We start from the raw sequence: 20,694 nt of genomic DNA, 5'->3' as shown, positions 1-20,694 counted from the left end.
GAGCGCGCATGCGGAGGCCGGGCGGCTCGGGGGAGCGCCCGGCCTCCGTGCGTGCGGCTTACTGGATCCGGCGCGCCACCTGGTACCCGGCGTCGGCGTAGACGATCTCGTACGCCGTGCCCGCCTGCGTCGCCTCGCCGTACTGGTCGGCGTTGAGCGCGCCCGGGCCGAGGCCGCCGCCGACCGTGTCGATCACGACGTACTGCGGCGCCGGGTTGCCCGGGTTGCCGAGCCAGAAGACCTCGTGGTCGTCGACGAGGTACGACATGAGGCCGATGTCGCTGAGGACGGAGGCGCCCGCGGGCACCTGGTCGAGGGCCGCCTGCGCCTGGGCGGCGCGCGGCGCGGGCTGCCAGATGGCCGGCTTCGTGAGCTCGGCCATGGGCGAGCGGAAGAAGAGGACGACGGCGGCGACCGCGATCACCGGGACGGCGAGGCGCGACGCGGACCGCAGCCAGCTCTGGCGGCCGGCCCGGGCGCGGGCGACCCCGTCGATCGCGGCGGCGAACACGATCGGCATGAGCACCGCGTCGTAGTGGTAGCCGGGCGACCAGTACGACTCGGTCGGCGACAGGAACCGCCACGCGAGCGTCGGCACCACGAGGAGCAGCAGCGGCGAGCGCAGCGCGATGAGCGCGCCCGCGAGGAGGAGGAAGGCCACCGTCTCGACCTTCGGCGCGACGAAGAGCCCGGCGATCGTGCCGAGCGGATCCGCGAGGACGCTGCCGGCGTCGAGCTTCGACGCGTAGTCCCAGCGGGCCTCGCGGTTGAAGGCCGGCAGGATCACGGTGGTCGCCAGCACGAACCACGCGACGCCCCAGCCGGCGAGCGCGATGCCGACGCGGCGGTCGAGCGCGAGGGCGATGATCGCGCCGAGCACCGCGACCGTGAGGCCGAGGTCCTCCTTCACGAACACGAGCGGCACGGCCCACGCGGCGGCCGCCATCGCGCGGCGGGCGATCACCGCGTCGAGCGCGAAGGCCAGCAGCGGCAGGGCGAACGCGATCTCGTGGAACTGGAACGCGACGGCGCCCTGGATCCCCCAGCTCAGCCCGTACGCGGCCGCCACCACGATCGCACCCCACCGGCCCACGACGCGGCCGGCCAGGCGGCCGACGCCGACCACCGAGATCCCGATGAGGACGGCCTGCACCACGAGGAGCGCGAACGCGTGCGGCCACACAGCGTAGACCGGGCCGAGCAGCACGAGGATCGGGTGGAAGTGGTCGCCCATGAGGTTGAAGCCGTCGCCCTTGATGGAGACGAGCGGCGCCTGGAGGCGCGAGTAGTCCTGCGCGAGCTGCGTGAAGATGCCGGTGTCCCACGACTTCACGGTGAAGCGGCGCCACTCGAGCGCCGAGTAGACCACGTAGACGGCCGTGACGAGCGCGGCCACGACCACGGAGCCGACGGTGCCGGGCACGCGGGATCCGGTGACCGGCGCGGGGAGGACGCCCGCGGGATCCGTCCCGGCCTCGGCGGCGTGGCGGCGTCGGGAGGCGGCGTTCGGACTGATCACGGACGCAAGGGTCTCACGCGGGGCCGGGATCGGGCGGGCGCGATCCCCGCGTCATCCGCTCCGCGCGGACGGGAGCGGCTGGGCTCAGCGGCGGGATCCGCCGGCACCGTCCTGGCGCTCGCGCTCGGCGGCCATGGCGGCGCGGCCGGCGTCGCGGTTCTTCACGCGGATCTGCTCCTCGCGCACCTCGGCCTGCGTCGCGCGCTCCTGCACCAGCCACTGCGGCGGGGCCTGGAGGAGCTCCTTGATCTGGGCGGTGGTGAGCGCCTCGTCGACGCCGGCGCGGGCGAGGCCGGCGATGGAGACGCCGAGCTTGCCGGCGATGACCTGGCGCGGGTGCGGGCCGTCGCGCAGCAGGGTGGCGAGCCACTCGGGCGGGTTCGCGGTCATCTCGGCGAGCTCCGCGCGCGACGGGGTCGACTCCTGGAACTCCACCGGGGTCGCCGGCAGGTGCACGCCCAGCTTCTTCGCCGCGGTCGCGGCCTTCATCGTCTGGCTGGATCCGTCGCTCGTCATGTGCCCAGGCTACCGTCGGGGCCCCGGGCGGCCTGCACTAGCCTGGATCGACCCGCCGCCGCTCACCGCGCCGCCCACCGCGCGGGCCATCGAGGGGACTCCCGTGGACGCCGACCCGACCGCCCTCCGGCACTTCGCCGCCGTGGCCGACGAGCTGCACTTCGCCCGCGCCGCCAAGGCGCTCAACGTGTCGCGCATCGCCGTGAGCCGCTCGATCCTCGACCTCGAGGCCCTCTGGCGCGTCGAGCTGTTCGTGCGCGACGACGGGCCCACGCGCCTCAGCCCCGCGGGCGAGGAGCGCCTCGCGGAGGCCCGCGCCGCGATCGCCGCGGAGGACGCGCGCCTCGCCGCCGAGGCCGCCGCCCCGCCGCGCGGGCTCGTCGTCGTGATCGTGCCGGGCGTCACCGTCGCCAAGTGGACCCGCGCGTGGGACGAGCGCATCGCCGACGTGCCGCTCCGGGTCGTGCCCCTCGCCGAGCCGGACGCCGCGGCCGCCCTCCTCGACGGATCCGCGGACGTCGCGTTCCTCCGCCTCCCCGTCGACGGCCGGGGCCTCACGATCGTGCCGCTCTACGGCGAGGTGCAGGTCGCGATCCTGCCCAAGGAGCACGCGCACGCCCGGGCCGACGCGATCGCGATCACCGACCTCGCCGACGACCTCCTGCTGCAGCCGGCCGACCAGGTGCCGGGCTGGCCGGGGCGCACGGCGGGCGCGGATCCCGTCCCGATGCCCGACGACGTGACGGCAGCCGTCGAGCTGGTCGCCGCGGGCGTCGGGTTCGTGGTCGTGCCGCACGCGCTCGGCCGCCTGCACGCGCGCAAGGACGTCGTGGCGGTGCCCGTGCACGACCTGCCGGAGACGCGGATCGCCGTGGCCTGGCGCGAGGGCGACGCCTCCCCCGACATCGAGGAGCTCGTGGGCATCGTCCGCGGGCGCACCGCGGCGAGCTCGCGATCGCAGCGCGACGACGACGAGCGCGACCGCCGGAAGCCCACCGCCGCGCAGAAGACGGCGCGGAAGGCCGCGGGGAAGCCGGGCGCCGCGGGCGCGAAGGGCGGCGCCAAGCCGACCCCCAAGGGCGGGAAGCGCACTCCCCCGCCGCGCGGCCAGCGGCGCGGGCGCTAGGGCGGCACCGCGCGGATCCGCGCGGACCCGCGCGACCCGTCGGGACGGCTCAGGCGATCCCGCGCTCCGCCTGCAGGTCGGCGACGACCCGGCCCACGTACTCGCCCCAGCGCCGGTACATCGACGCGTAGCGGAACTCGCCGCCCTCGAAGTCGACGGGTCCCGCGTCCGGCAGCTTCACCGACATGGCCTGCGAGAAGCGCGCGCAGACCTCGGCCTTGCGCTGCGAGAGGTACATGGCGTGGTCGCGGAAGAGTCCGCGCACGAACGAGCCGGCCTCCACGTACTGCGACACCTGCGGCACGTCCGAGACGAGCACCATCGAGTTGTCGGCGGTCTGCTCCACGAGGTGGTCGAGCAGGTCCTCGAGCCGGTGGACCCACGGCGTGATGCGCGCGAGCTCCAGCGCGTCGGCGACCCCGGGCATCACGAGCACGACGTCGTAGCGGTGCAGCTCGGTGATTTGCCGCACGGCCTCCTGCGTGGCCGTGAGGTGCTGGTCCGCGAGCGGGACGGTGCGCCACTCGACGCCCCGGCCGGTGATCGCGGAGAGCGCCCGGGCCGACTGCGCCGCGACGCCCTCCGCGTGCGTGCGGAGGCCCACGCCGGATCCGCCGATGCCGCCGAGCGCGAGGATCCGGTCGGGGTCCGGTCCCGGCACGACGCCGACGGGCGCGTCGGTGGGCACGGCGGCGGTCAGCGGCGTGGGGATGCCTCCGCGCAGGCCGGCCGCGACGAAGGGTCGGACGGTCTGGTGGAGGATGCGGATCGGCGGGGACATGGGCTCCTGGGGTCGGGAGGGCGTGGTGTCCATCATGCGCCGACGCCCCCCGTGTCGGACGCCGAGCCTATCGTCGTCCAGGAGCCCGGCCGGGTGCTCACGCCCCCGTCCCTCCACCTGGAGCAGAAGATGACCCGCCAGCCCGAGCCCCTCGTCCACCACCCGCACGCCCGGTTCCACCAGGGCGCCTGGCGCGTGCAGGTCGCGTCACAGCCCGTCCTCGGCTACGTCGTGCCCACCGAACGCGTCGCCGGATCCGCCCCCGTCTTCGAGGTCTACGCCGACGCGGTCGACGACTCGGGCCGCCGCGTGTGGGTCTCCACCGCGGTCACGCTGGAGGCCGCGATCGCGTGGATGCGCGAGCACGACATGGAGCTGCTGTCCTTCGCGGGCGAGCACGCCCGCCGTCGCCGCGAGCTCGCGACGGGGATGATGCCCACGCACTACTGAGGGGCGCCGCGGCGGCGCGCGCGCGGCAGCGGCGTCAGGCGCTCGTGAGCGAGTACGCGATGAGCAGCATCGTCACGACGAAGCCGGAGAGGAAGTTGAGGCCGAGGAAGCGGCGCCAGCCGCGGTTGGCGGCCTCCGCGTCCTCATCGCGGATCGACCAGAACGGCGCGGTGCTGAGGACGTACGGGATCACGAGCACGGCCGCGATGATCCCCGGCAGCCCCGTGAACAGCATCGCGACCCCGGCCGCGGCGTAGGCGAGCACCGCGATCCGCACGGTGACGGCCCCGCCGAGCACGGTCGCGATGGAGGAGATGCCGGCCTCGCGGTCGGCCACGATGTCCTGCACGGCGCCGAACGCGTGCGACGCGACCCCCCACAGGAAGAAGGCCGCGAGGATCGCCCCCAGCGCGGGCGTGAACGCGCCGCCCGCGAGCACGATGCCGTAGACCGCGGGGGACGTGAAGTGCGTGCTCGAGGTGAGCGAGTCGAGCACCGGCCGCTCCTTGAAGCGCAGGCCCTTGAGCGAGTACGCGACCACGGCGAAGACGCTCACGGCGAGCACGCCGACGCTGGCCGCGGATCCCACGGCCACCAGGTAGGCGAGGAAGGGCACGTTGGTGACCAGCACCGCGACGAGCACCGGCCGGTGCATCGCGCGCGCGAGCACCGCGCCCTCCACGCCGCCCTTCCGCGGGTTGCGCATGTCGGACTCGTAGTCGAAGACGTCGTTGATGCCGTACATCGCGAGGTTGTACGGGATGAGGAAGTAGAGGGTGCCGAGGATCGCCGTGAGGTCGACCTCGCCCGTGACCGTGACGTACGCGGCCGCGAACGGGAACGCCGTGTTCACCCAGGAGAGCGGGCGGGAGGAGAGCAGGATCGTGCGCAGCATCCGGGCGCTGCCCGGTCGGGCGCGCACGTCACTCATGCGCTTCGATGCCGGAGACGCTGCGGCGGCGGCGCAGCAGGTACCAGACGGCCGGCAGCAGCACGAGGGCGGCGATCGCGTAGGCGAAGTCCTCGATGGGCGCGTAGCCGAGGATGAGGCCCACGAGCTTGTCCGGGTCGTAGCCGACGAGCCCGGCCTTGATCATGATGTTGTCGAAGATCAGCGTCATCACGAGCAGGATCGCGACGGGCATCCGCCGGTACCAGTAGTACTCGGGGTAGTCGAAGCGGCTGGATCCGTACGGCACCGCGGCCGCCTCGCGCAGCAGCAGGCGGCGGAACAGGAAGCCGACGATCGCGACGGGGATCAGGAACAGCACGTCGAGCAGGAGGTAGCTCATCGGTTCGCGCGCTCCCTCGCCCGGGCGACGTGGTGGTCGGCGAGGCGGCTGAACCCGTTGACGAGGTTCATCGTGAGGTAGCAGAGCAGCGTGAGGAAGAAGACCTCCTCGAGCGGCAGCTCCGGGCCCACGAGGATCCCCGTCATGAACGCCGTCTCGCCGCGGAAGAAGATGCCCTGCGAGATGCCCGCGACGTCCCACGCGAGGAAGAACGCGACGCCGATGAGGGTCGTGAGCGCCGCGGCCGTGCGGTCCCGCCAGAAGAACAGGCGCCAGCGCCGGTCGAGGAGCATCATGCATCCGATCGAGACGAGCAGCAGCACGAGGTAGACGAGGCCCATCAGACCACCGGGCGACCGACCGTCGGCACGAGCGGCTCGGCGCCCGGCCCGGTCGACACGTCACCACGGAGGCGCTTCACGAGGATCTCCGCGCTGATCAGGCACATGGGCAGGCCGATGCCGGGGATGGTGGATCCGCCGGCGTAGTGCAGCCCGTCGACCTTCTTGCTCGTGTTGCCGGCGCGGAACATGGCCGACTGCGTGAGCGTGTGCGCGGGCCCGAGGATGGTGCCCTTCCACGAGTGCAGGTCGGCGGCGAAGTCGCCGGGGCCCGAGGTGCGGCGGAGCACGATGCGGTCGGCGAGGTCGTGGATGCCGGCCCAGTCGCTGATCTGCTGGATGGCGCGGTCGGCGATCTCCTCGACCCGCGCGTCCCCGGCGCCGTCGACGCCGCCGCGGCCGATGGTCGGGTCGGCGGGGATCGGCACGAGGATGAAGACGTTCTCGTGGCCCTCGGGCGCGACCGAGGGGTCGGTGGCGCTGGGCTTGCAGACGTAGATGCTCGCGGGATCCGGCACCGAGGTCGTGCCGCCCTTCGGCGGGAAGATGCGGGAGAAGTTCTCGTCCCAGTCCTCGGTGAACAGCAGCGTGTGGTGGTGCAGCTCGGGCAGCTCACCCGTCACGCCGAGGTAGACGAGCACCGCGCCGGGGCCGGCCGTGGCCTTGTCCCAGTACGACTGCGGGTAGGTGCGGAACGCCTCGGGGATGAGCTCGGTCTCGGTGTGGTGCAGGTCGGCGGTGGAGACGACCACGTCGGCCTCGAGCGTCTCGGTGCCGGCGTCGGTCGTGATCTGCACCCCGCGCGCCTTCGCCTTGCCGGCCTTCGCGGGCTCGGTGACGATGCGGGAGACGGGCGACCCCGTGCGGATCTCGACGCCCTCGGCCCGCGCGACCCGCTCGATCGCGTCGATGACGGTGATGAGGCCGCCCTGCGGGTAGAGCACGCCGTCCTCGAGGTCGAGGTGGCTCATCAGGTGGTACATGCTCGGCGCGAGCTTGGGCGAGGAGCCGAGGAACACCGCCGGGTAGCCGAGGATCTGGCGGAGGCGGCGGTCCTTCACGTAGCGCGCCACGTGCGTCTCCAGCGGCGTGAGCAGCAGCTTCCCGAGCGTGCCCGTGCGGGTGACGACGTCGCGCTTCAGGAGCGGCCGGTAGTCGGCGAAGGTCGTGTAGAGGAAGCGCTTCTTCGCCATCTCGTAGACCTCCTTCGCGGAGTCGAGGTAGCGGGCCATCGCGGGGCGGGATCCGGGCTCGACGCTCTCGAACAGGTCGAGGTTCGCCTCGCGGGAGTCGCGGATGTCGATGGGCTCGGGATCGCCCTCGAAGAGCACGCGGTAGCCGGGCAGGCGCACGAGGTCGAGCTGCTCGGCGGCGCTCGTGCCCATCAGCTTGAAGAAGTGGTCGAACACCTCGGGCATGAGGTACCAGCTGGGCCCGAGGTCGAAGCGGAAGCCGTCCTCCTCCCAGGATCCGGCGCGGCCGCCGACCTCGTCGTGGGCCTCGACGAGGGTGACGCGGTAGCCGTCGCGGGCGAGGAGCGCCGCGGAGGCGAGGCCGGCGATCCCGCCGCCGATCACGATGGCGGTGGGTGCGGTCATGGCGCTCTCCTGCTGCTCGGGGTCGGACGGGGCGGGCTCGGTGGGGGCGGGACGGGGGGCCGGGGTCGGGCGGACGCCAACGGCGCGGGGTCCGCGGGATCGGCGCACGAGGCGGCCGTCGACGCCGGAGGGCTCGGCGCCCGTGGCGGCGGCGAGCGCGATGCGGGCCTTGACGAGATCCGGCACCCGCACGCGCGTGCGCGCCAGCTCGGCGGCCGGGGTGTCGCGGAGGCGCACGGCGAGCTCCGCGAACAGGCCCTGCGCGAGCGCGACGGCGCGGCGGCTGGAGGCGGGGAGGTCGGGGATCACGGCGCCGGACACGCGGAGGTCGTGGTCGATGTCGTCGAGGATGCGCTCCTTGTCGGCCTCCGAGAAGCTCGCGACGTCGACGCCGGGGAAGTAGCTGCGGCCGAGCGCCTCGTGGTCGGCCGCGAGGTCGCGCAGGAAGTTGACCTTCTGGAACGCGGCGCCGAGGCGCTTGGCGCCCTCCTCGAACCGGATCCGCTCGGGGCGCGTCGTGGCGTGGCCGACGAGGAACGCGCGCAAGCACATGAGGCCGACGACCTCGGCGGATCCGTAGACGTACTCGGTGAAGGACGCGGGCGTGTGCTCCATGCGCCGCAGGTCCATGCGCATGGAGGCGAAGAACGGCGCGGTGAGCTCGGCGCCGAAGCCGGCCCGGCGGGCGGTGATCGCGAAGGCGTGCACGACGAGGTTGGTGCTGTAGCCGCGGAGCATCGCGTCCTCGGTCTCCTGCTCCAGCGCGTCGAGCAGGTCCTCGACGTGCGCGGGATCCACCCCGGCGCCGGCCGCCGCGCCGTCGACGATCTCGTCGGCGATGCGCACGAGCGCGTACACGTTCTCGATGTGCTGGCGGACGTCGGCGCCGAGCAGGCGCGACGCGAGCCCGAAGGAGGTGGAGTAGCGGCGGATCACGACGGAGGCCGTGTCCTGCGCCACGCGGTCGTACTTCTCGAGGCCCGTGGGGGGCTCGGGGGCGGGTCGTCGTCGACCGGGGCCGCGGGTCATCGGATGCGCCCGAGCACGGACTCCGCGACGGGCGCGAGCTCGCGGCGCAGCGCCTCCGGCACGACCGGGTCGTCGAGGCGCGCGCACGCGGCGACCGCGAGGTCCCGCGCGACGCCCTCGGCGTAGGCGCGGGCGCCCGAGCTCTCGAGCACCGAGCGGACGAGGGCCGCCTCGCCGCGCGAGAGGTCGTCCTTGCCGACGAGCGAGCTGATCTCGCCCCACTCCGACGAGCGCACGGCATGGGCGATGAGCACGGTGCGCTTGCCCTCGCGCAGGTCGCCGAGGTTGGTCTTGCCGGTCTCCTGCTCGTCGCCGAAGACGCCGAGCACGTCGTCGACCACCTGGTAGGCGATGCCGATGTCGCGGCCGAAGTCGCCGAGCGCCGCCACGATCTCGGGCCGCGCGCCCGCGAGCACGGCGCCCGCCTGCAGCGGCGCCTCGAACGAGTAGACGGCGGTCTTGAGGCGCTCCATGCGGAGGATCTCGTCGACGCTGGGCACCTCGGCGGTGAGCGAGAACTCCACGTCGATGAGCTCGCCCGCGGCCGACGCGAACACGGCGTCGTCGAGGATCTCCATGAGGTGCGACCGCGTGAGGTCGCGCACGCCGCTCGCGTCGATGAGGCGGTACGCGTTGACGAGCGCCAGATCCCCCGCGATGACGGCGGCCGACATTCCGCGGTGCTCGGCGAGCGGCTGGGGCAGGCCCTGCGTGGTCGCGATGTCGCGGTAGGCGCCGGAGACGTTGGGGCCGCCACGCCGGGTGAAGTCGCGGTCGATGACGTCGTCGTGGACGATGAGCGCGGTGTGGAGCATCTCGAACGCGGCGCCGACGTGGGCCGCGGCCTGCACGTCCTGGCCGCCGAGGCCGTCGTACGCGGCCATGACCATGCGGGGCCGGAAGCGCTTGCCGCCGGCCGTGTTCGACTCGAGCGTCTGCCAGAGCTTCACGTACTCGGAGCCCATCACCTCGGCCCGGACGAGGGACCTCGCGAAGAACGCGTCCAGGACGCCGTTCACATGGGCCTGCCTCGATGTGGAGACGGCAGCGAGGTTGGTGGCGTCCACGGATGAAACCTAACATCGTGGGGGTAACGGAAAGCAGGGAGCGCATGCCACAGCACACCGAGCTCGTCGTCCTCCTGGACGACGACGGCGAGACCATCGGGACGGCGCCCAAGGCGACGGTCCACACCCGCGACACCGCGCTGCACCTCGCGTTCTCGTGCCACGTGTTCGACGCCGAGGGGCAGATCCTCGTCACGCGCCGCGCGATCGGCAAGCTCACCTGGCCGGGCGTCTGGACGAACTCGTTCTGCGGGCACCCCGCGCCCGACGAGGACATGGTCGAGGCGGTCCACCGCCGCGCCGAGCAGGAGCTGGGCCTCACGCTCGCGTCCGTCGAGCTCGTGCTGCCGGACTTCCGCTACCGCGCGACCGACGCCGCGGGCATCGTCGAGAACGAGATCTGCCCGGTGTTCCGCGCCGTCGCGGCCACGCCGGTGGATCCGCGACCCGAGGAGGTCGGCGAGTACCAGTGGGTGGATCCCGAGGAGCTCATCCCCGCGGTCGCCCACACGCCGTGGGCCTTCAGCCCGTGGCTCACGCTGCAGCTGCCGCTGCTGTACCCGGAGCACGCGGCGCACGTCGGGCTCGCGGACACGGCGGCGGTGCCCGCCGTCTGATCCGACGCTCCACCGGCGAGGGGCCCGACCGCGATGCGCGGCCGGGCCCCTCGTCGTGGTGCGGGCGGGATCACCCCCAGAAGGCGCGGACCTCGTCGGCGACGCGCTCCGCCTGCGCGCGACCCGCCTCCGCGGAGGCCTTCCGGGTCGAGAGCAGGAGCGAGTTCTCGCCGAAGGCGGCCGTGCTGGCCTCGTCGGCCTGGATCACGAGCACGTCGGCCCGGCCGCGCAGCTGCTGCACGACGCCGGACAGCGTCGGGCCCATGCCGCTCTGCGGGGCCTCGGGGCCGCACGCGATGACGAGGATCCGCTCGTGGTCGGCGACGACGTCGGCGTTCGTGCCGGAGCGCATGCCGCCGTCCATGTAGGGGCGGCCGTCGATGGTGACGGGCGGGAAGACGCCGGGCACGGCGCAGCTCGCGGCCGACGCGCGTACGAGGTCGGCGCCGGAGGCCTTGTCGAAGACGGTGAAGCGACCGGTGCCCGCGTCGACCGCGGTGATGCGGAGGTCCTTCTCGGGCCAGTCGCGGATGGGCAGCAGCTGGGCGATGCGCTCGACGCTCGCCGCGTCGTCCACCTCGGGGTCGTACTCCTCGAGCGCGAACTCGCCGATCCTCTGGCGGGTGGGGATCTCGCCCGCGGTGCTCACGACGCCCTCGCCGATGACCTCGACCGTGCGCGCGAGGTCGCGGCTGCCGGTCGGCTCCGCCATGCCGGCCACGTCGACGAAGTGCTCGTCGTAGGCGGCGTCGATGGCGCCCGCGCGCAGGTTGATCGCGACGACGGATCCGGCCGAGGTGCCGACGACCGTGTCGGCCGCGCCGAGGTCGACGCCCGCGGCGATGAGGCCCGACAGGAGCCCGGTCTCCCAGGCGATGCCGGCGACGCCGCCGCCGCCGAGGACCAGCCCTCGCGTCGGCGTGGTCGTGTCCCGCTCGGTGCCGGTCATGGTCCTCCTCTTCCGCGTGCCTCCAGGCCCGCGTGCGCGTCGTGGTGGTGGTGGTCGATGCGGCTCCATCATCCCCGACGTCGGTGGACGCCGCCCGAGCGTCGGGTGCACGCGCGGTGGACGGGGGCCGGGATCAGCGCGCGGCGGGCGGCTCCACGGCGGATGCGGATGCCGCGGGACCCGCGGCCGCCTCCCGGTAGACCTCGCGCACCTCGCCGAGGAACCGCGTCACGGCGGCGCGCTCCGCGGCGGTCAGGGAGTCGGCTGCGCGCGCGACCCCGCCGATCATGGGCATCAGCTCGGCCATCGCCCGCCCGACGGAGGCGGGCCGCGGGACGACGACGACGCGGCGACGGTCGTGCGGGTGCGGACGGCGGTCGACGTGGCCGACCTCGACGAGCCGGTCGACCACGAGCGTCGCGGCGGCGGTCGAGACCCCGAGGCGGCCGGCGAGCTCCGTGGGCGACAGCGATCCCTCCTGGATGAGGTGCTCCATCGCCTTCATGTCGGTGGGGTTGACCTCGAGCACGCCGCCGAGCCGGCGCTCGAAGTGGGCGGCGAGGCCCAGCACGTCGCGGAGGATCCGGCCGAGCTCGCCGGCCTCGCCCGCCTCGGCGGGGACGCCCGTGCCGGGTGCCGGGAGGGTGGCGGGCGCGTCCGGATCGGGGAGGGGACGGGCGCGCGGCATGCCCTCATGGTACGGCGGCGGTAGCTAAGCCGCTTGATCATCAGTAGGCTGACGATCACCGCACCCCTGGAGGACCCGTGAGATCCATCGCCCGCTTCGTCAGCGCCCGCCGCACCGCCTGGATGGCGCTCGTCATCGCGGCGGCCGCCGTGGCCGCCCTGTTCGCCTTCCTGCCGAAGGGCGAGGCCGACGCCTTCCCGCCCTCCGGCCTGCCCGAGTCGAGCCAGGCGCGGCAGGTGAGCGAGCTCCTCGAGCGGTTCCCGAGCGCGGACACGACCGTGGGGATCCTCGTCTTCAGCCGCGACGGCGCCGCGCTCACCGAGGCCGACCGGGCCGCCGTCGCCGAGCGCGCTGAGGCCCTGGCCGCCGACTCGATCACCCCGCGAGCCGTGGTGCCGCAGGTCAGCGAGGACGGGCGGGCGGCGCTCGTCGCCGTGCCGCTCGACGCGTCCGCGGTCGCCGACGACGTCGCCGGGACCGCCGAGGCCCTCCGCACCACGGCCGCGGACGGGCTGCCCGACGGCCTCGTCGCGCAGCTCACCGGCCCCGTCGGCTTCCAGGCCGACATCTCGGACGCCTTCGCGGGCGCCGACCTCCGCCTCCTGCTCGTGACGGTGCTCGTGGTCGCGGTGCTGCTCATCGTCACGTACCGGAGCCCCGTGCTCTGGATCGTGCCGCTCGTCGTGGTCGGCGCCGCCGACGGCCTGGCGCGCGTGGTCGTCACGGCCCTCGCGGATCCGCTCGGGATCACCATCGACGCGTCGATCGGCGGGATCCTCTCGGTGCTCGTCTTCGGCGCCGGGACGAACTACGCGCTGCTGCTCGTGGCGCGCTACCGCGAGGAGCTGACGCGCCAGGAGGACCGCCACGCGGCGATGCTCACGGCGGTGACGAGCGCGGGGCCCGCCATCGCGGCGAGCGGCGGCACGGTCGCGCTGAGCCTCATCACGCTGCTGCTCGCCGAGCTCTCCGGCAACCGCGCGCTCGGCTTCGCGTGCGCGATCGGCGTGCTGATCGCGATCGCCGCGGCCCTGCTCGTGCTGCCCGCCGCGCTCGTGGTCTGCGGGCGGGGCCTCTTCTGGCCGTTCATCCCGCGCGCCGGCACCGACGCCGACCACGGCGGCAAGCCGGGCGTCTGGCGCCGGCTCGGCCTCGGGGTCCAGCGCCGCCCGGCGGTCGTGGCCGTCGTCGCCCTCGCCGGCGTCGGCGTGCTCGCGCTCGGCCTCGTCGGCGCGCGCGTCGGCCTCTCGCAGACCGACCAGCTGCTCGGCGAGCCCGAGTCCGTCGCGGCCCAGGAGGTCGTCGACGCGTCGTTCTCCGCCGGGCTCACCGCGCAGACCGTGGTGCTCGCGCCGGATGCGGCGGCCGCCGACGCGGTCGCCACGGCCGAGTCCGTCCCCGGCGTCGCGGGCGCCCGCGCGGGCGAGTCCGCGGAGGGCCGCACCCGCATCGACGTCCAGCTCGACGCCGAGCCCGAGAGCGCCGCGGCCTTCGCCGCGGTGCAGGACCTCCGCGACGCCTACGCGGCCGCGCCCGGCGCCGAGTCCGAGACGCTCGTGGGCGGCAGCGACGCCACGGCCGCCGACACCGCTGCGTCGTCCGAGCGCGACCAGGGGCTGATCATCCCGATCATCCTGGCCATCGTGTTCGTGATCCTCGGCCTCCTCCTGCGCTCGCTCGTGGCGCCGGTGCTCCTCATCGCGAGCGTGCTGGCCACGTTCTTCGCGAGCCTCGGCGCCGCCAACGTGCTCTTCCAGCAGGTGCTCGGGTTCCCGGCGTTCGACGCGAACGTCGTGCTGTTCGCGTTCCTCTTCCTGGTGGCGCTGGGCGTCGACTACAACATCTTCCTCGTGACCCGGGCCCGCGAGGAGCGGCGCCGGCACGGCACGCGCGAGGGCATGGTGCGCGCGCTGGCGTCCACCGGCGGCGTGATCACGAGCGCGGGCATCCTGCTCGCCGCGGTCTTCGCGGTGCTCGGCGTGCTGCCCGTGGTGGCGCTCACGCAGATCGGCGTCATCGTCTGCATCGGCGTGCTGCTCGACACGCTCGTGGTGCGGACGCTCCTCGTGCCGGCGCTCGTGTTCCTGCTCGGGGACCGGTTCTGGTGGCCGTCGCACCGCGGCGCGCGGCACCGTGAGACGGTGGACGCATGAGACTCGCCGAGGCGCTGATGGACCGGTCCGACCTGCAGAGGCGCGTCGAGTCGTTGCGGAGCAGGATCCAGGCGACCGCGCGCTACCAGGAGGGCGAGGATCCCGCGGAGGACGCGGCCGCGCTGCTCGCGGAGGCGGTCGAGGTGGTCGACCTGCTGGCGGCGCTCGTGACGCGGATCAACCTCACCAACACGGCCGCCCGGCTCGACGACGGCACGCCGCTCACCTCGGCGCTCGCCCGACGCGATGCGCTGCGGACGCGGCACGGGATCCTCACGGCCGCGGCCGACGCCGCCTCCGGCCGCACGGGCGGGGGCATGTCCGCCGGCTACGCGCCGCGGCAGATGCGGAGCGAGCTGCGGCAGATCGCGGCGCTGCCCATCCGCGAGGTGCGCGACCGGGCCGACGACGCGGCGCGCGAGCTCCGGGAGCTCGACGCGCGGATCCAGCGGGCGAACTGGGAGGTGGAGCTGGTCGAGGAGGCAGGCGGGCAGGAGGCGTAGGGGCGAGTCGGTAGTCGTCCGGAGCGGGCACACCCCGATGGATCAGCGGGCAACCTGATCCCCTGTGGCGCGGAGGGCAGCGCACCCGGCGAGAGCCGAGCACACGTCAGCCCCGCACCTCGCACCGGGAACGGTGCACGGGTACACCTCACCACCACGTGCCGGTCGGACGACGAGGGAGGGTTCGGGGACCTCGCCCCCACGCGCGATGATCGAGGGGCGCGTCGAACGGCGCCGCCCGTCCACCTCAGGAGCCCCCATGCCCGCACCCCGCCGCGCCCTCGTCCTCGTCGACGTCCAGCAGGAGTACTTCGCCGGCCCGCTCGAGATCCGCCACCCGGATCCGGCGGGCTCCGTGCGCGTGATCGCCCGGGCCATCGACGCCGCCACCGCGGCCGGCATCCCGATCGTCGTCGTGCAGCACGACTCCGGCGCCGGCGCGCCGGTCTTCGACCCGACGAGCGACGCCTACCGGCTGCACCCCGAGATCGAGTCGCGCCGCACGGACGCGTGGAAGGCCGTGACGAAGTCGAAGGGCTCGGTCTTCGCGGGCACCGACCTCGTCGAGTGGGTGCGCGCCGAGGGCGTCGACACGATCACGCTGGTCGGCTACATGACGAACAACTGCATCCTCGCGTCGTCGGTGGAGGCCGAGGGACTCGACATCGCCGCCGAGGTGCTCTCCGACGCGACCGGCGCGATCGCCCTCGCGAACGCGGCCGGATCCGTCGACGCCGCGACGGTGCACGGCACCCTCATGGCGCTGCTGCACTCGAACTTCGCCGCCGTCGCGACGACCGACGCGTGGATCGAGGCGGTCGCCGCCGGCGAGCCGCTCCCGAAGGACGACCTCGGCAGCTCGGCGACCGCGGGCGCGGCGCGCACGGCCGGCTGATCCCGCTCGGCGCGCGGCGGCCCGGGCCCGCGGATCACTCGGCCGCGTCGCGCAGCTCCTCGACGGTGGCGCTGCAGGTGGCCGTGGCGCCGTCGCCCGTGGCGATCTGCTCGGTCACCACGACGGCGCCGACGAGGATCCGGCACGTCACGTCGCCGGTCTCCGCCACCGCCGGGTCGATGTGGCCGACCGCGCTCACGGAGAACATCGCCATGTCGAAGGCCGTGGTGTCCGGGATGACGACCTCGCGGGTGAACGGGAGCGGCTGGTCGGACGCCTGCTCGGATCCCGCCGTGCCGCCGACCGTCGTGGTCCAGAGCACGCCCGCGGTGGTCGTGCCGTCGGTGCCGCCCACCTGGTACGTCACCCGCACCTCGTCGGCCGCCTCCGCCGACGACCGCGCCTCGGACTCCCGCACCGCGCCCGTGATGGCCGTGACGATGCCCGCCGTGTAGACGATCGCGAGCACGATCGAGAGCACCAGCGCGATCGCGCTCAGCACGAGGCCGCCGAGCGCCATGCCCCGCGGCCGGTCCTTGAGGAGCAGCCCGATGATCCCGAGCACGATGCCGACGATCGCGAGGAACCCCGACACGTAGTTGAGGAGCGGGATGACCGACCCGACGAGCGACAGCCCGCCCACGATGAGCGCGGCGACGCCGACGCCGTTGGACGTCCTCCGCTCACGGGGCGCGGTCGGCTCGGGCTCGGGGGCGTAGCGGAAGGTCATGCATCGACCCTGGCAGGCATCCCGGCGGATCCGGCCGCCGCGGGGTCACGATCCCGCGACGGCCGGCTGCGCGCCTCAGCCCGCGAGTGCGTCCGCCACCGGCGTCAGCGGCATCTCGAGCGCCGCCGCCACGTGCGAGTTGGTGACGTGCCCGTCGTGCACGTTGAGGCCGAGGGCCAACGCCGGATCCTCCGCGAGGGCCCTCTTCCACCCCTTCTCCGCGAGCGCGATCACGTACGGCAGCGTCGCGTTCGTGAGCGCGCGCGTCGAGGTCTCCGGCACCGCGCCCGGCATGTTGGCCACGCAGTAGTAGACGCTGTCGTGCACCGCGAAGGTGGGATCGTCGTGCGTGGTGGGGCGGGATCCCTCGAAGCAGCCGCCCTGGTCGATGGCGATGTCGACGAGCACGGAGCCCTTCTTCATGGTCGCGACCATCGCGTCGGTCACGAGCTTCGGGGCCTGGGCGCCGGGGATGAGGACCGAGCCGATGACGAGATCCGCATCGCGAAGCTGCGCCGCGATCTCGTAGGCGGAGGAGACGCGCGTCTGCACCTGCCCGCCGAAGCGGTTCTCGAGCTCGCGGAGGCGCGGGATGGAGAGGTCGATGATCGTGACGTCGGCGCCCATGCCGAGCGCGTTCGCCGCCGCGTGCTCGCCCGCGACGCCGCCGCCGATCACGACGACGCGCGCCTTCGGGGTGCCGGGCACGCCGCCGAGGAGGATCCCGCGCCCGCCGGCCGCGCGCATCAGGTGGTACGCGCCGACCTGGGTGGAGAGCCGGCCGGCGACCTCGCTCATCGGCTGGAGGAGCGGCAGCTGGCGGTTGGGGAGCTGCACCGTCTCGTAGGCGATGGCCGTGGTGCCGGAGGCGACGAGCGCGTCCGTGCAGGGCCGGGACGCCGCGAGGTGCAGGTAGGTGAAGAGGGTCTGGCCGGCGCGCATGCGGGGGTACTCCTCCGCGATGGGCTCCTTGACCTTGAGCAGCAGATCCGCCGCGGCCCACACCTCGTCGGCCGTGGCGACGATGGTCGCGCCCGCCTCGACGTAGTCGGCGTCGGTGATGCTGGATCCGAGCCCCGCGCCCTCCTGCACGAGCACCTCGTGGCCGCGGCGCACGAGCTCGTGCACGCCCGCGGGCGTGGCGGCGACCCGGTTCTCGTTGTTCTTGATCTCGGTGGGGATCCCGACCTTCATGCGCGCTCCGTCTCGTCTCCCCGCGAGGTGCGGCCGGCGGCAGCGATGCGGGAGGGCGGGTCCCATGCTGGCCATCGTGCATTTCGAGGAGATGAAGTCCGTAGGATCTTCGGCGGCGGGCGTGCATCTGGTGCGATCCTGCGGAGCGGGAGGGCGGGCGGATCATGCCGACGAAGGAACTGCGGACGCCCGAGCCGCTCGATGCGGTCGACCGCAAGCTCGTCACCCTCCTCCGGGCCGATGCGCGGACCCCGAACAGCCGCCTCGCCGAGCAGGCGGGCATCGCGCCGTCCACGTGCCTGACGCGGGTGCGCGGCCTCGTGGAGCGCGGCGTGATCACGGGCTTCACCGCCACGATCGACGCCGACGCGGTGGGCGTGGGGCTGCAGGCGCTCATCAGCATCGCGATCCGCGCGGGCGCCCGCCACGAGATGGCCGCGTTCGCGTCCGAGATGCGCGAGCTGGCGGACGTGGTGCAGCTCTTCTTCCTCGGCGGATCCGAGGACTTCATCGTCCACATCGCCGTCCGCGACAGCGACCACCTCCGCGACTTCGTCCTGAAGCACCTCTCGGCGCACCCGGCCGTGGCGTCGACCCGCACGAGCGTGGTCTTCGACCACCACCATTCGGGGCCGGCGGTCGCGGACCCCGCTGACTAGCGCGCTAGACGCTGGGCACTCGCACCACGACACTGGGCGAATGTCACCAGACCACGACGGGCCGCATCCCCCGGAGAGTGGGAACCCCTCCGCGCCCGACCGCCCGGAGATCGTGTGCATCTGCGGATCCATGCGGTTCGCCGCCGAGATGCGCGCGGCGAACGCGGACCTGACGCTGAGCGGCGTCATCGTCGTGGCTCCGGGCGACGGGTCGGAGCCGGTCACCGATGCGCAGAAGGCCGCGCTCGACGCCGTCCATCTCCGCAAGATCGACCTGGCGGATCGGGTCCTCGTCGTGAACCCGGGCGGCTACGTCGGCGAGTCCACGCGTCGCGAGATCGCGTACGCCCGGGCTGCCGGCAAGCCGGTCGCGTTCACCGACCCGGCCTGACCCGCAGCGGTCGGGCTACTCCCCCGACTGCCCCGCGTCCGTCACCGTCACGTCGGTGTGCACGAAGTTGAGGTGCGAGCGGGAGGCCGTGGGGCCGCGCTGGCCCTGGTAGCGGGAGGCGTACTCGCCGGATCCGTAGGGCTTCTCGGCGGGCGAGGAGAGGCGGAAGAAGCAGAGCTGGCCGATCTTCATCCCGGGCCACAGCTTGATGGGCAGCGTCGCGACGTTCGACAGCTCGAGCGTGACGTGGCCGGAGAACCCGGGGTCGATGAAGCCGGCCGTGGAGTGCGTGAGGAGGCCGAGGCGGCCGAGCGAGCTCTTGCCCTCGAGGCGCGCGGCGACGTCGTCGGGCAGCGTGACCAGCTCGAACGTGGATCCGAGGACGAACTCGCCCGGGTGCAGGATGAACGGCTCCCCCGGCTTCGACTCGATGAGGCGGGTGAGCTCGGGCTGGTCCTCGGCGGGGTCGATGTAGGGGTACTTGTGGTTGTCGAACAGCCGGAAGAACCGGTCGATGCGCACGTCGATGCTCGCGGGCTGCAGCATCCCGGGGTCGTACGGATCGAGGGCCACTCGTCCGGCGTCGAGCTCGGCGGTGATGTCACGGTCAGAGAGGAGCACGGCAGGAGCCTACCGGCGCTGAGTGGCGCCCGGCCGGAGTCTTGCTAGGCTGTGGTCTCGACCCGGCCCGAGGCCGGTCGCGCGAGTGTAGTTCAATGGTAGAACTTCAGCTTCCCAAGCTGATAGCGCGGGTTCGATTCCCGTCACTCGCTCCAGATAGTTTCAATGCATACCGCCACCGCCTCAATGCACTTCACAGGACGGCAGCCAACCTTCTGTCCCAACCAAATGCGAGCACCCGACCCTGGTTCAGTACCTATGCGGCGCGCATCAGTTGTAGAGGAAACGTAAGCCAACCCTCTGCCAGGGAGATTCACTATCCGGGCACTTGAGACCCGTCGTTAGTGATCCATTCAAACGCCGAATCCCGGGATGCGCAACGTCTGCCTTCTGTGTCAGGCAGGTTTCCTGCATAACCAAACCAAATATCTCCTCGTCGCTCCGCTCGCCCCCAGACGTCGCCGTCGACGTCTCGCAGCGAGCCCCTACGTCGACGCACTACCCAGTACTCCTCGCGGTGGTCCTCACTTCGTCTTGCGTCGAATACGTGTCCGTTCTGGTCGTTTCGAAACGCTATAGCCTGGGATGTTGTCGACTGCACAGTGATCATGGCGCCATGATAGTTACGGGCTTCACGTTCGGCGACCGTACCGGCTTGGCGCGTCGCACTAAGAGACCCCCAAAGCGGGGGACGCTGCGTTGCGTCAGCAGCATTTACCCGTAGGGTGCAAGCACGCTAGTTAGAAAACGCGTAATCCGCACGAGACGGAATACTGGCGTATCGAATGCTTACACTAACAATCTTCAAAGATGAACTTTGAACAAAACAAGAGGATGACTGGTGGGCTTTACCCATTCCGCAAACTCCCTTGATGACCTCTTAGCCGCGTGTCTTCCCAGGCTTTTGGACGACGGCGACCAGGTGGAATCGTCCCGTGGACTAAGCAAGGAGCTGCGCGGAGTGTCGCTCACATTGACTAATCCTCTTGCCCGCATGAGTAGAAGTGCCAACCGCGGCAGGTTATTTAGCGCATTGGGAGAACTAACGTGGTACTTAGACGGAAGTAGCGATCCCGCTCATATTCTTTACTACTTACCACGTTATGGCGAAGCCGTAGGCGAGTATGGAGGCTCCTACGGCCCGCGCCTATTTGGGTTAGGTAATAATGCACAAATTCACGGGGTCATAGCTCAGTTGACGTCAAGCCCATCTACTCGTAAGGCTGTCGTTCAGCTTTACGATCGCGACGACGTCCACGGGAACCCAAGAGATGTGCCATGCACATGCACACTGCAATTTTTCGTGCGCAATGGCAGGGTCGACCTCATTACGTATATGCGGTCGAATGACGCAATTTTAGGCTTGATGCCGGACGTATTTGCGTTCACATTTCTTCAGGAACTTGTCGCCCGTTCGCTGGGGTATGACCTAGGAACATACACACATATGGTTGGCAGTCTTCACGTGTACTCGGAACGGGAAGCTGATGCGAGGGCGTATCTAGATGAAGGCTCCTTTCCGCTCTACCCCATGCCCCCCATGCCCCTACAAGACCCATGGGAGATGGTTCAACA

21 protein-coding genes, 1 tRNA gene and 1 pseudogene are annotated in these 20,694 nt (G+C 72.3%); 10 read left to right on the top strand and 13 right to left on the bottom strand.

The window, feature by feature from the left end:
- Nucleotides 1-58: 58 nt before the first annotated feature.
- Entirely contained in the window at nucleotides 59-1,519 is a 1,461-nt protein-coding gene (locus tag ACMT9T_RS10935) for a DUF2079 domain-containing protein (protein ID WP_414745564.1), read from the bottom strand.
- A gap of 84 nt (nucleotides 1,520-1,603) precedes the next feature.
- Entirely contained in the window at nucleotides 1,604-2,035 is a 432-nt protein-coding gene (locus ACMT9T_RS10930; RefSeq protein ID WP_116054074.1) for a DUF5997 family protein, read from the bottom strand.
- A 103-nt stretch (nucleotides 2,036-2,138) separates the two neighbouring features.
- On the opposite strand from ACMT9T_RS10930, the gene ACMT9T_RS10925 reads away from it, so the two are divergent.
- Complete coding sequence (locus ACMT9T_RS10925) at nucleotides 2,139-3,161, top strand: LysR substrate-binding domain-containing protein (RefSeq protein ID WP_414745563.1); 1,023 nt, start codon at nucleotides 2,139-2,141, stop codon at nucleotides 3,159-3,161.
- 49 nt (nucleotides 3,162-3,210) lie between these two features.
- Here the strand turns inward: ACMT9T_RS10925 and ACMT9T_RS10920 are convergent, their stop codons facing one another.
- Nucleotides 3,211-3,942 (bottom strand): SGNH/GDSL hydrolase family protein, encoded by a 732-nt coding sequence (locus tag ACMT9T_RS10920; RefSeq protein ID WP_414745562.1) that lies wholly within the window; start codon nucleotides 3,940-3,942, stop codon nucleotides 3,211-3,213.
- Nucleotides 3,943-4,035: 93 nt separating this feature from the next.
- On the opposite strand from ACMT9T_RS10920, the gene ACMT9T_RS10915 reads away from it, so the two are divergent.
- The gene (locus tag ACMT9T_RS10915; protein WP_414745561.1) at nucleotides 4,036-4,392 is read left to right on the top strand and encodes a hypothetical protein; all 357 of its coding nucleotides are present in this window, start codon (nucleotides 4,036-4,038) and stop codon (nucleotides 4,390-4,392) included.
- Nucleotides 4,393-4,426: 34 nt separating this feature from the next.
- Here ACMT9T_RS10915 and ACMT9T_RS10910 read toward each other — a convergent pair whose 3' ends face one another.
- The 5 genes from ACMT9T_RS10910 to ACMT9T_RS10890 are packed head-to-tail and all read right to left on the bottom strand — an operon-like array spanning nucleotide 4,427 to nucleotide 9,719.
- On the bottom strand, nucleotides 4,427-5,323 hold the full coding sequence (locus tag ACMT9T_RS10910) for a prenyltransferase (protein ID WP_414745560.1): 897 nt from the start codon (nucleotides 5,321-5,323) through the stop codon (nucleotides 4,427-4,429).
- A complete protein-coding gene (locus ACMT9T_RS10905) occupies nucleotides 5,316-5,684 on the bottom strand; it encodes a lycopene cyclase domain-containing protein (protein ID WP_414745559.1) in 369 nt (122 codons plus the stop codon). The genes ACMT9T_RS10910 and ACMT9T_RS10905 overlap by 8 nt, the downstream gene beginning before the upstream one ends.
- Nucleotides 5,681-6,025 (bottom strand): lycopene cyclase domain-containing protein, encoded by a 345-nt coding sequence (locus tag ACMT9T_RS10900; protein ID WP_414745558.1) that lies wholly within the window; start codon nucleotides 6,023-6,025, stop codon nucleotides 5,681-5,683. Before ACMT9T_RS10900 ends, ACMT9T_RS10905 begins: the two co-directional genes overlap by 4 nt.
- A complete protein-coding gene (gene crtI, locus ACMT9T_RS10895) occupies nucleotides 6,025-8,652 on the bottom strand; it encodes a phytoene desaturase family protein (protein ID WP_414745557.1) in 2,628 nt (875 codons plus the stop codon). Before crtI ends, ACMT9T_RS10900 begins: the two co-directional genes overlap by 1 nt.
- Nucleotides 8,649-9,719 carry a polyprenyl synthetase family protein gene (locus ACMT9T_RS10890; RefSeq protein WP_414745556.1) on the bottom strand — a complete coding sequence of 357 codons (1,071 nt, stop codon included), beginning with the start codon at nucleotides 9,717-9,719 and terminating at the stop codon, nucleotides 8,649-8,651. Before ACMT9T_RS10890 ends, crtI begins: the two co-directional genes overlap by 4 nt.
- Before the next feature lie 44 nt (nucleotides 9,720-9,763).
- On the opposite strand from ACMT9T_RS10890, the gene idi reads away from it, so the two are divergent.
- On the top strand, nucleotides 9,764-10,336 hold the full coding sequence (gene idi / locus ACMT9T_RS10885) for an isopentenyl-diphosphate Delta-isomerase (protein ID WP_414745555.1): 573 nt from the start codon (nucleotides 9,764-9,766) through the stop codon (nucleotides 10,334-10,336).
- Nucleotides 10,337-10,406: 70 nt separating this feature from the next.
- On the opposite strand, the gene ACMT9T_RS10880 is transcribed toward idi, so the two are convergent.
- Together ACMT9T_RS10880 and ACMT9T_RS10875 are read right to left on the bottom strand one after the other, a co-directional pair.
- Nucleotides 10,407-11,285, bottom strand: a complete 879-nt coding sequence (locus ACMT9T_RS10880) for a patatin-like phospholipase family protein (RefSeq protein WP_414745554.1) — start codon at nucleotides 11,283-11,285, stop codon at nucleotides 10,407-10,409.
- Nucleotides 11,286-11,418: 133 nt separating this feature from the next.
- Nucleotides 11,419-11,973, bottom strand: a complete 555-nt coding sequence (locus tag ACMT9T_RS10875; protein ID WP_414745553.1) for a MarR family transcriptional regulator — start codon at nucleotides 11,971-11,973, stop codon at nucleotides 11,419-11,421.
- Between the two features lie 77 nt (nucleotides 11,974-12,050).
- On the opposite strand from ACMT9T_RS10875, the gene ACMT9T_RS10870 reads away from it, so the two are divergent.
- The 3 genes from ACMT9T_RS10870 to ACMT9T_RS10860 all read left to right on the top strand — a co-directional run bounded on the left by ACMT9T_RS10870 (nucleotide 12,051) and on the right by ACMT9T_RS10860 (nucleotide 15,524).
- Nucleotides 12,051-14,126 (top strand): MMPL family transporter, encoded by a 2,076-nt coding sequence (locus ACMT9T_RS10870; RefSeq protein WP_414745552.1) that lies wholly within the window; start codon nucleotides 12,051-12,053, stop codon nucleotides 14,124-14,126.
- Nucleotides 14,123-14,629 carry a DIP1984 family protein gene (locus ACMT9T_RS10865; RefSeq protein ID WP_414745551.1) on the top strand — a complete coding sequence of 169 codons (507 nt, stop codon included), beginning with the start codon at nucleotides 14,123-14,125 and terminating at the stop codon, nucleotides 14,627-14,629. Before ACMT9T_RS10870 ends, ACMT9T_RS10865 begins: the two co-directional genes overlap by 4 nt.
- Nucleotides 14,630-14,888: 259 nt before the next feature.
- Nucleotides 14,889-15,524: an isochorismatase family protein gene (locus ACMT9T_RS10860; protein ID WP_414745550.1), complete on the top strand. Its 636-nt coding sequence runs from the start codon at nucleotides 14,889-14,891 to the stop codon at nucleotides 15,522-15,524.
- Between the two features lie 34 nt (nucleotides 15,525-15,558).
- On the opposite strand, the gene ACMT9T_RS10855 is transcribed toward ACMT9T_RS10860, so the two are convergent.
- Together ACMT9T_RS10855 and ald are read right to left on the bottom strand one after the other, a co-directional pair.
- Complete coding sequence (locus ACMT9T_RS10855) at nucleotides 15,559-16,254, bottom strand: DUF4190 domain-containing protein (protein WP_414745549.1); 696 nt, start codon at nucleotides 16,252-16,254, stop codon at nucleotides 15,559-15,561.
- A gap of 75 nt (nucleotides 16,255-16,329) precedes the next feature.
- Complete coding sequence (ald, locus tag ACMT9T_RS10850; protein WP_414745548.1) at nucleotides 16,330-17,448, bottom strand: alanine dehydrogenase; 1,119 nt, start codon at nucleotides 17,446-17,448, stop codon at nucleotides 16,330-16,332.
- 164 nt (nucleotides 17,449-17,612) lie between these two features.
- Here ald and ACMT9T_RS10845 point away from each other — a divergent pair, with 164 nt between their 5' ends.
- Together ACMT9T_RS10845 and ACMT9T_RS10840 are read left to right on the top strand one after the other, a co-directional pair.
- A complete protein-coding gene (locus ACMT9T_RS10845) occupies nucleotides 17,613-18,107 on the top strand; it encodes an Lrp/AsnC family transcriptional regulator (protein WP_414745547.1) in 495 nt (164 codons plus the stop codon).
- Nucleotides 18,108-18,237: 130 nt separating this feature from the next.
- Entirely contained in the window at nucleotides 18,238-18,498 is a 261-nt protein-coding gene (locus ACMT9T_RS10840) for a Clp protease/crotonase-like domain-containing protein (protein ID WP_414745546.1), read from the top strand.
- A gap of 15 nt (nucleotides 18,499-18,513) precedes the next feature.
- Here ACMT9T_RS10840 and dcd read toward each other — a convergent pair whose 3' ends face one another.
- Nucleotides 18,514-19,119, bottom strand: coding sequence for a dCTP deaminase (gene dcd / locus ACMT9T_RS10835; protein ID WP_043583745.1), 606 nt, complete (start codon nucleotides 19,117-19,119; stop codon nucleotides 18,514-18,516).
- A gap of 81 nt (nucleotides 19,120-19,200) precedes the next feature.
- Here dcd and ACMT9T_RS10830 point away from each other — a divergent pair.
- Together ACMT9T_RS10830 and ACMT9T_RS10825 are read left to right on the top strand one after the other, a co-directional pair.
- A tRNA-Gly gene (locus ACMT9T_RS10830) sits at nucleotides 19,201-19,274 on the top strand.
- Between the two features lie 839 nt (nucleotides 19,275-20,113).
- Nucleotides 20,114-20,620, top strand: a pseudogene (locus ACMT9T_RS10825) (thymidylate synthase); the annotation flags it as partial.
- Between the last annotated feature and the right edge of the window lie 74 nt (nucleotides 20,621-20,694).

The sequence above is a fragment of the Clavibacter vidaverae genome (assembly GCF_047529985.1).
Lineage (GTDB): Bacteria > Actinomycetota > Actinomycetes > Actinomycetales > Microbacteriaceae > Clavibacter > Clavibacter nebraskensis_A.
The sequence above is the reverse complement of the archived record's forward strand: the minus strand, read 5'-3'. Positions and strand labels throughout refer to the sequence as shown.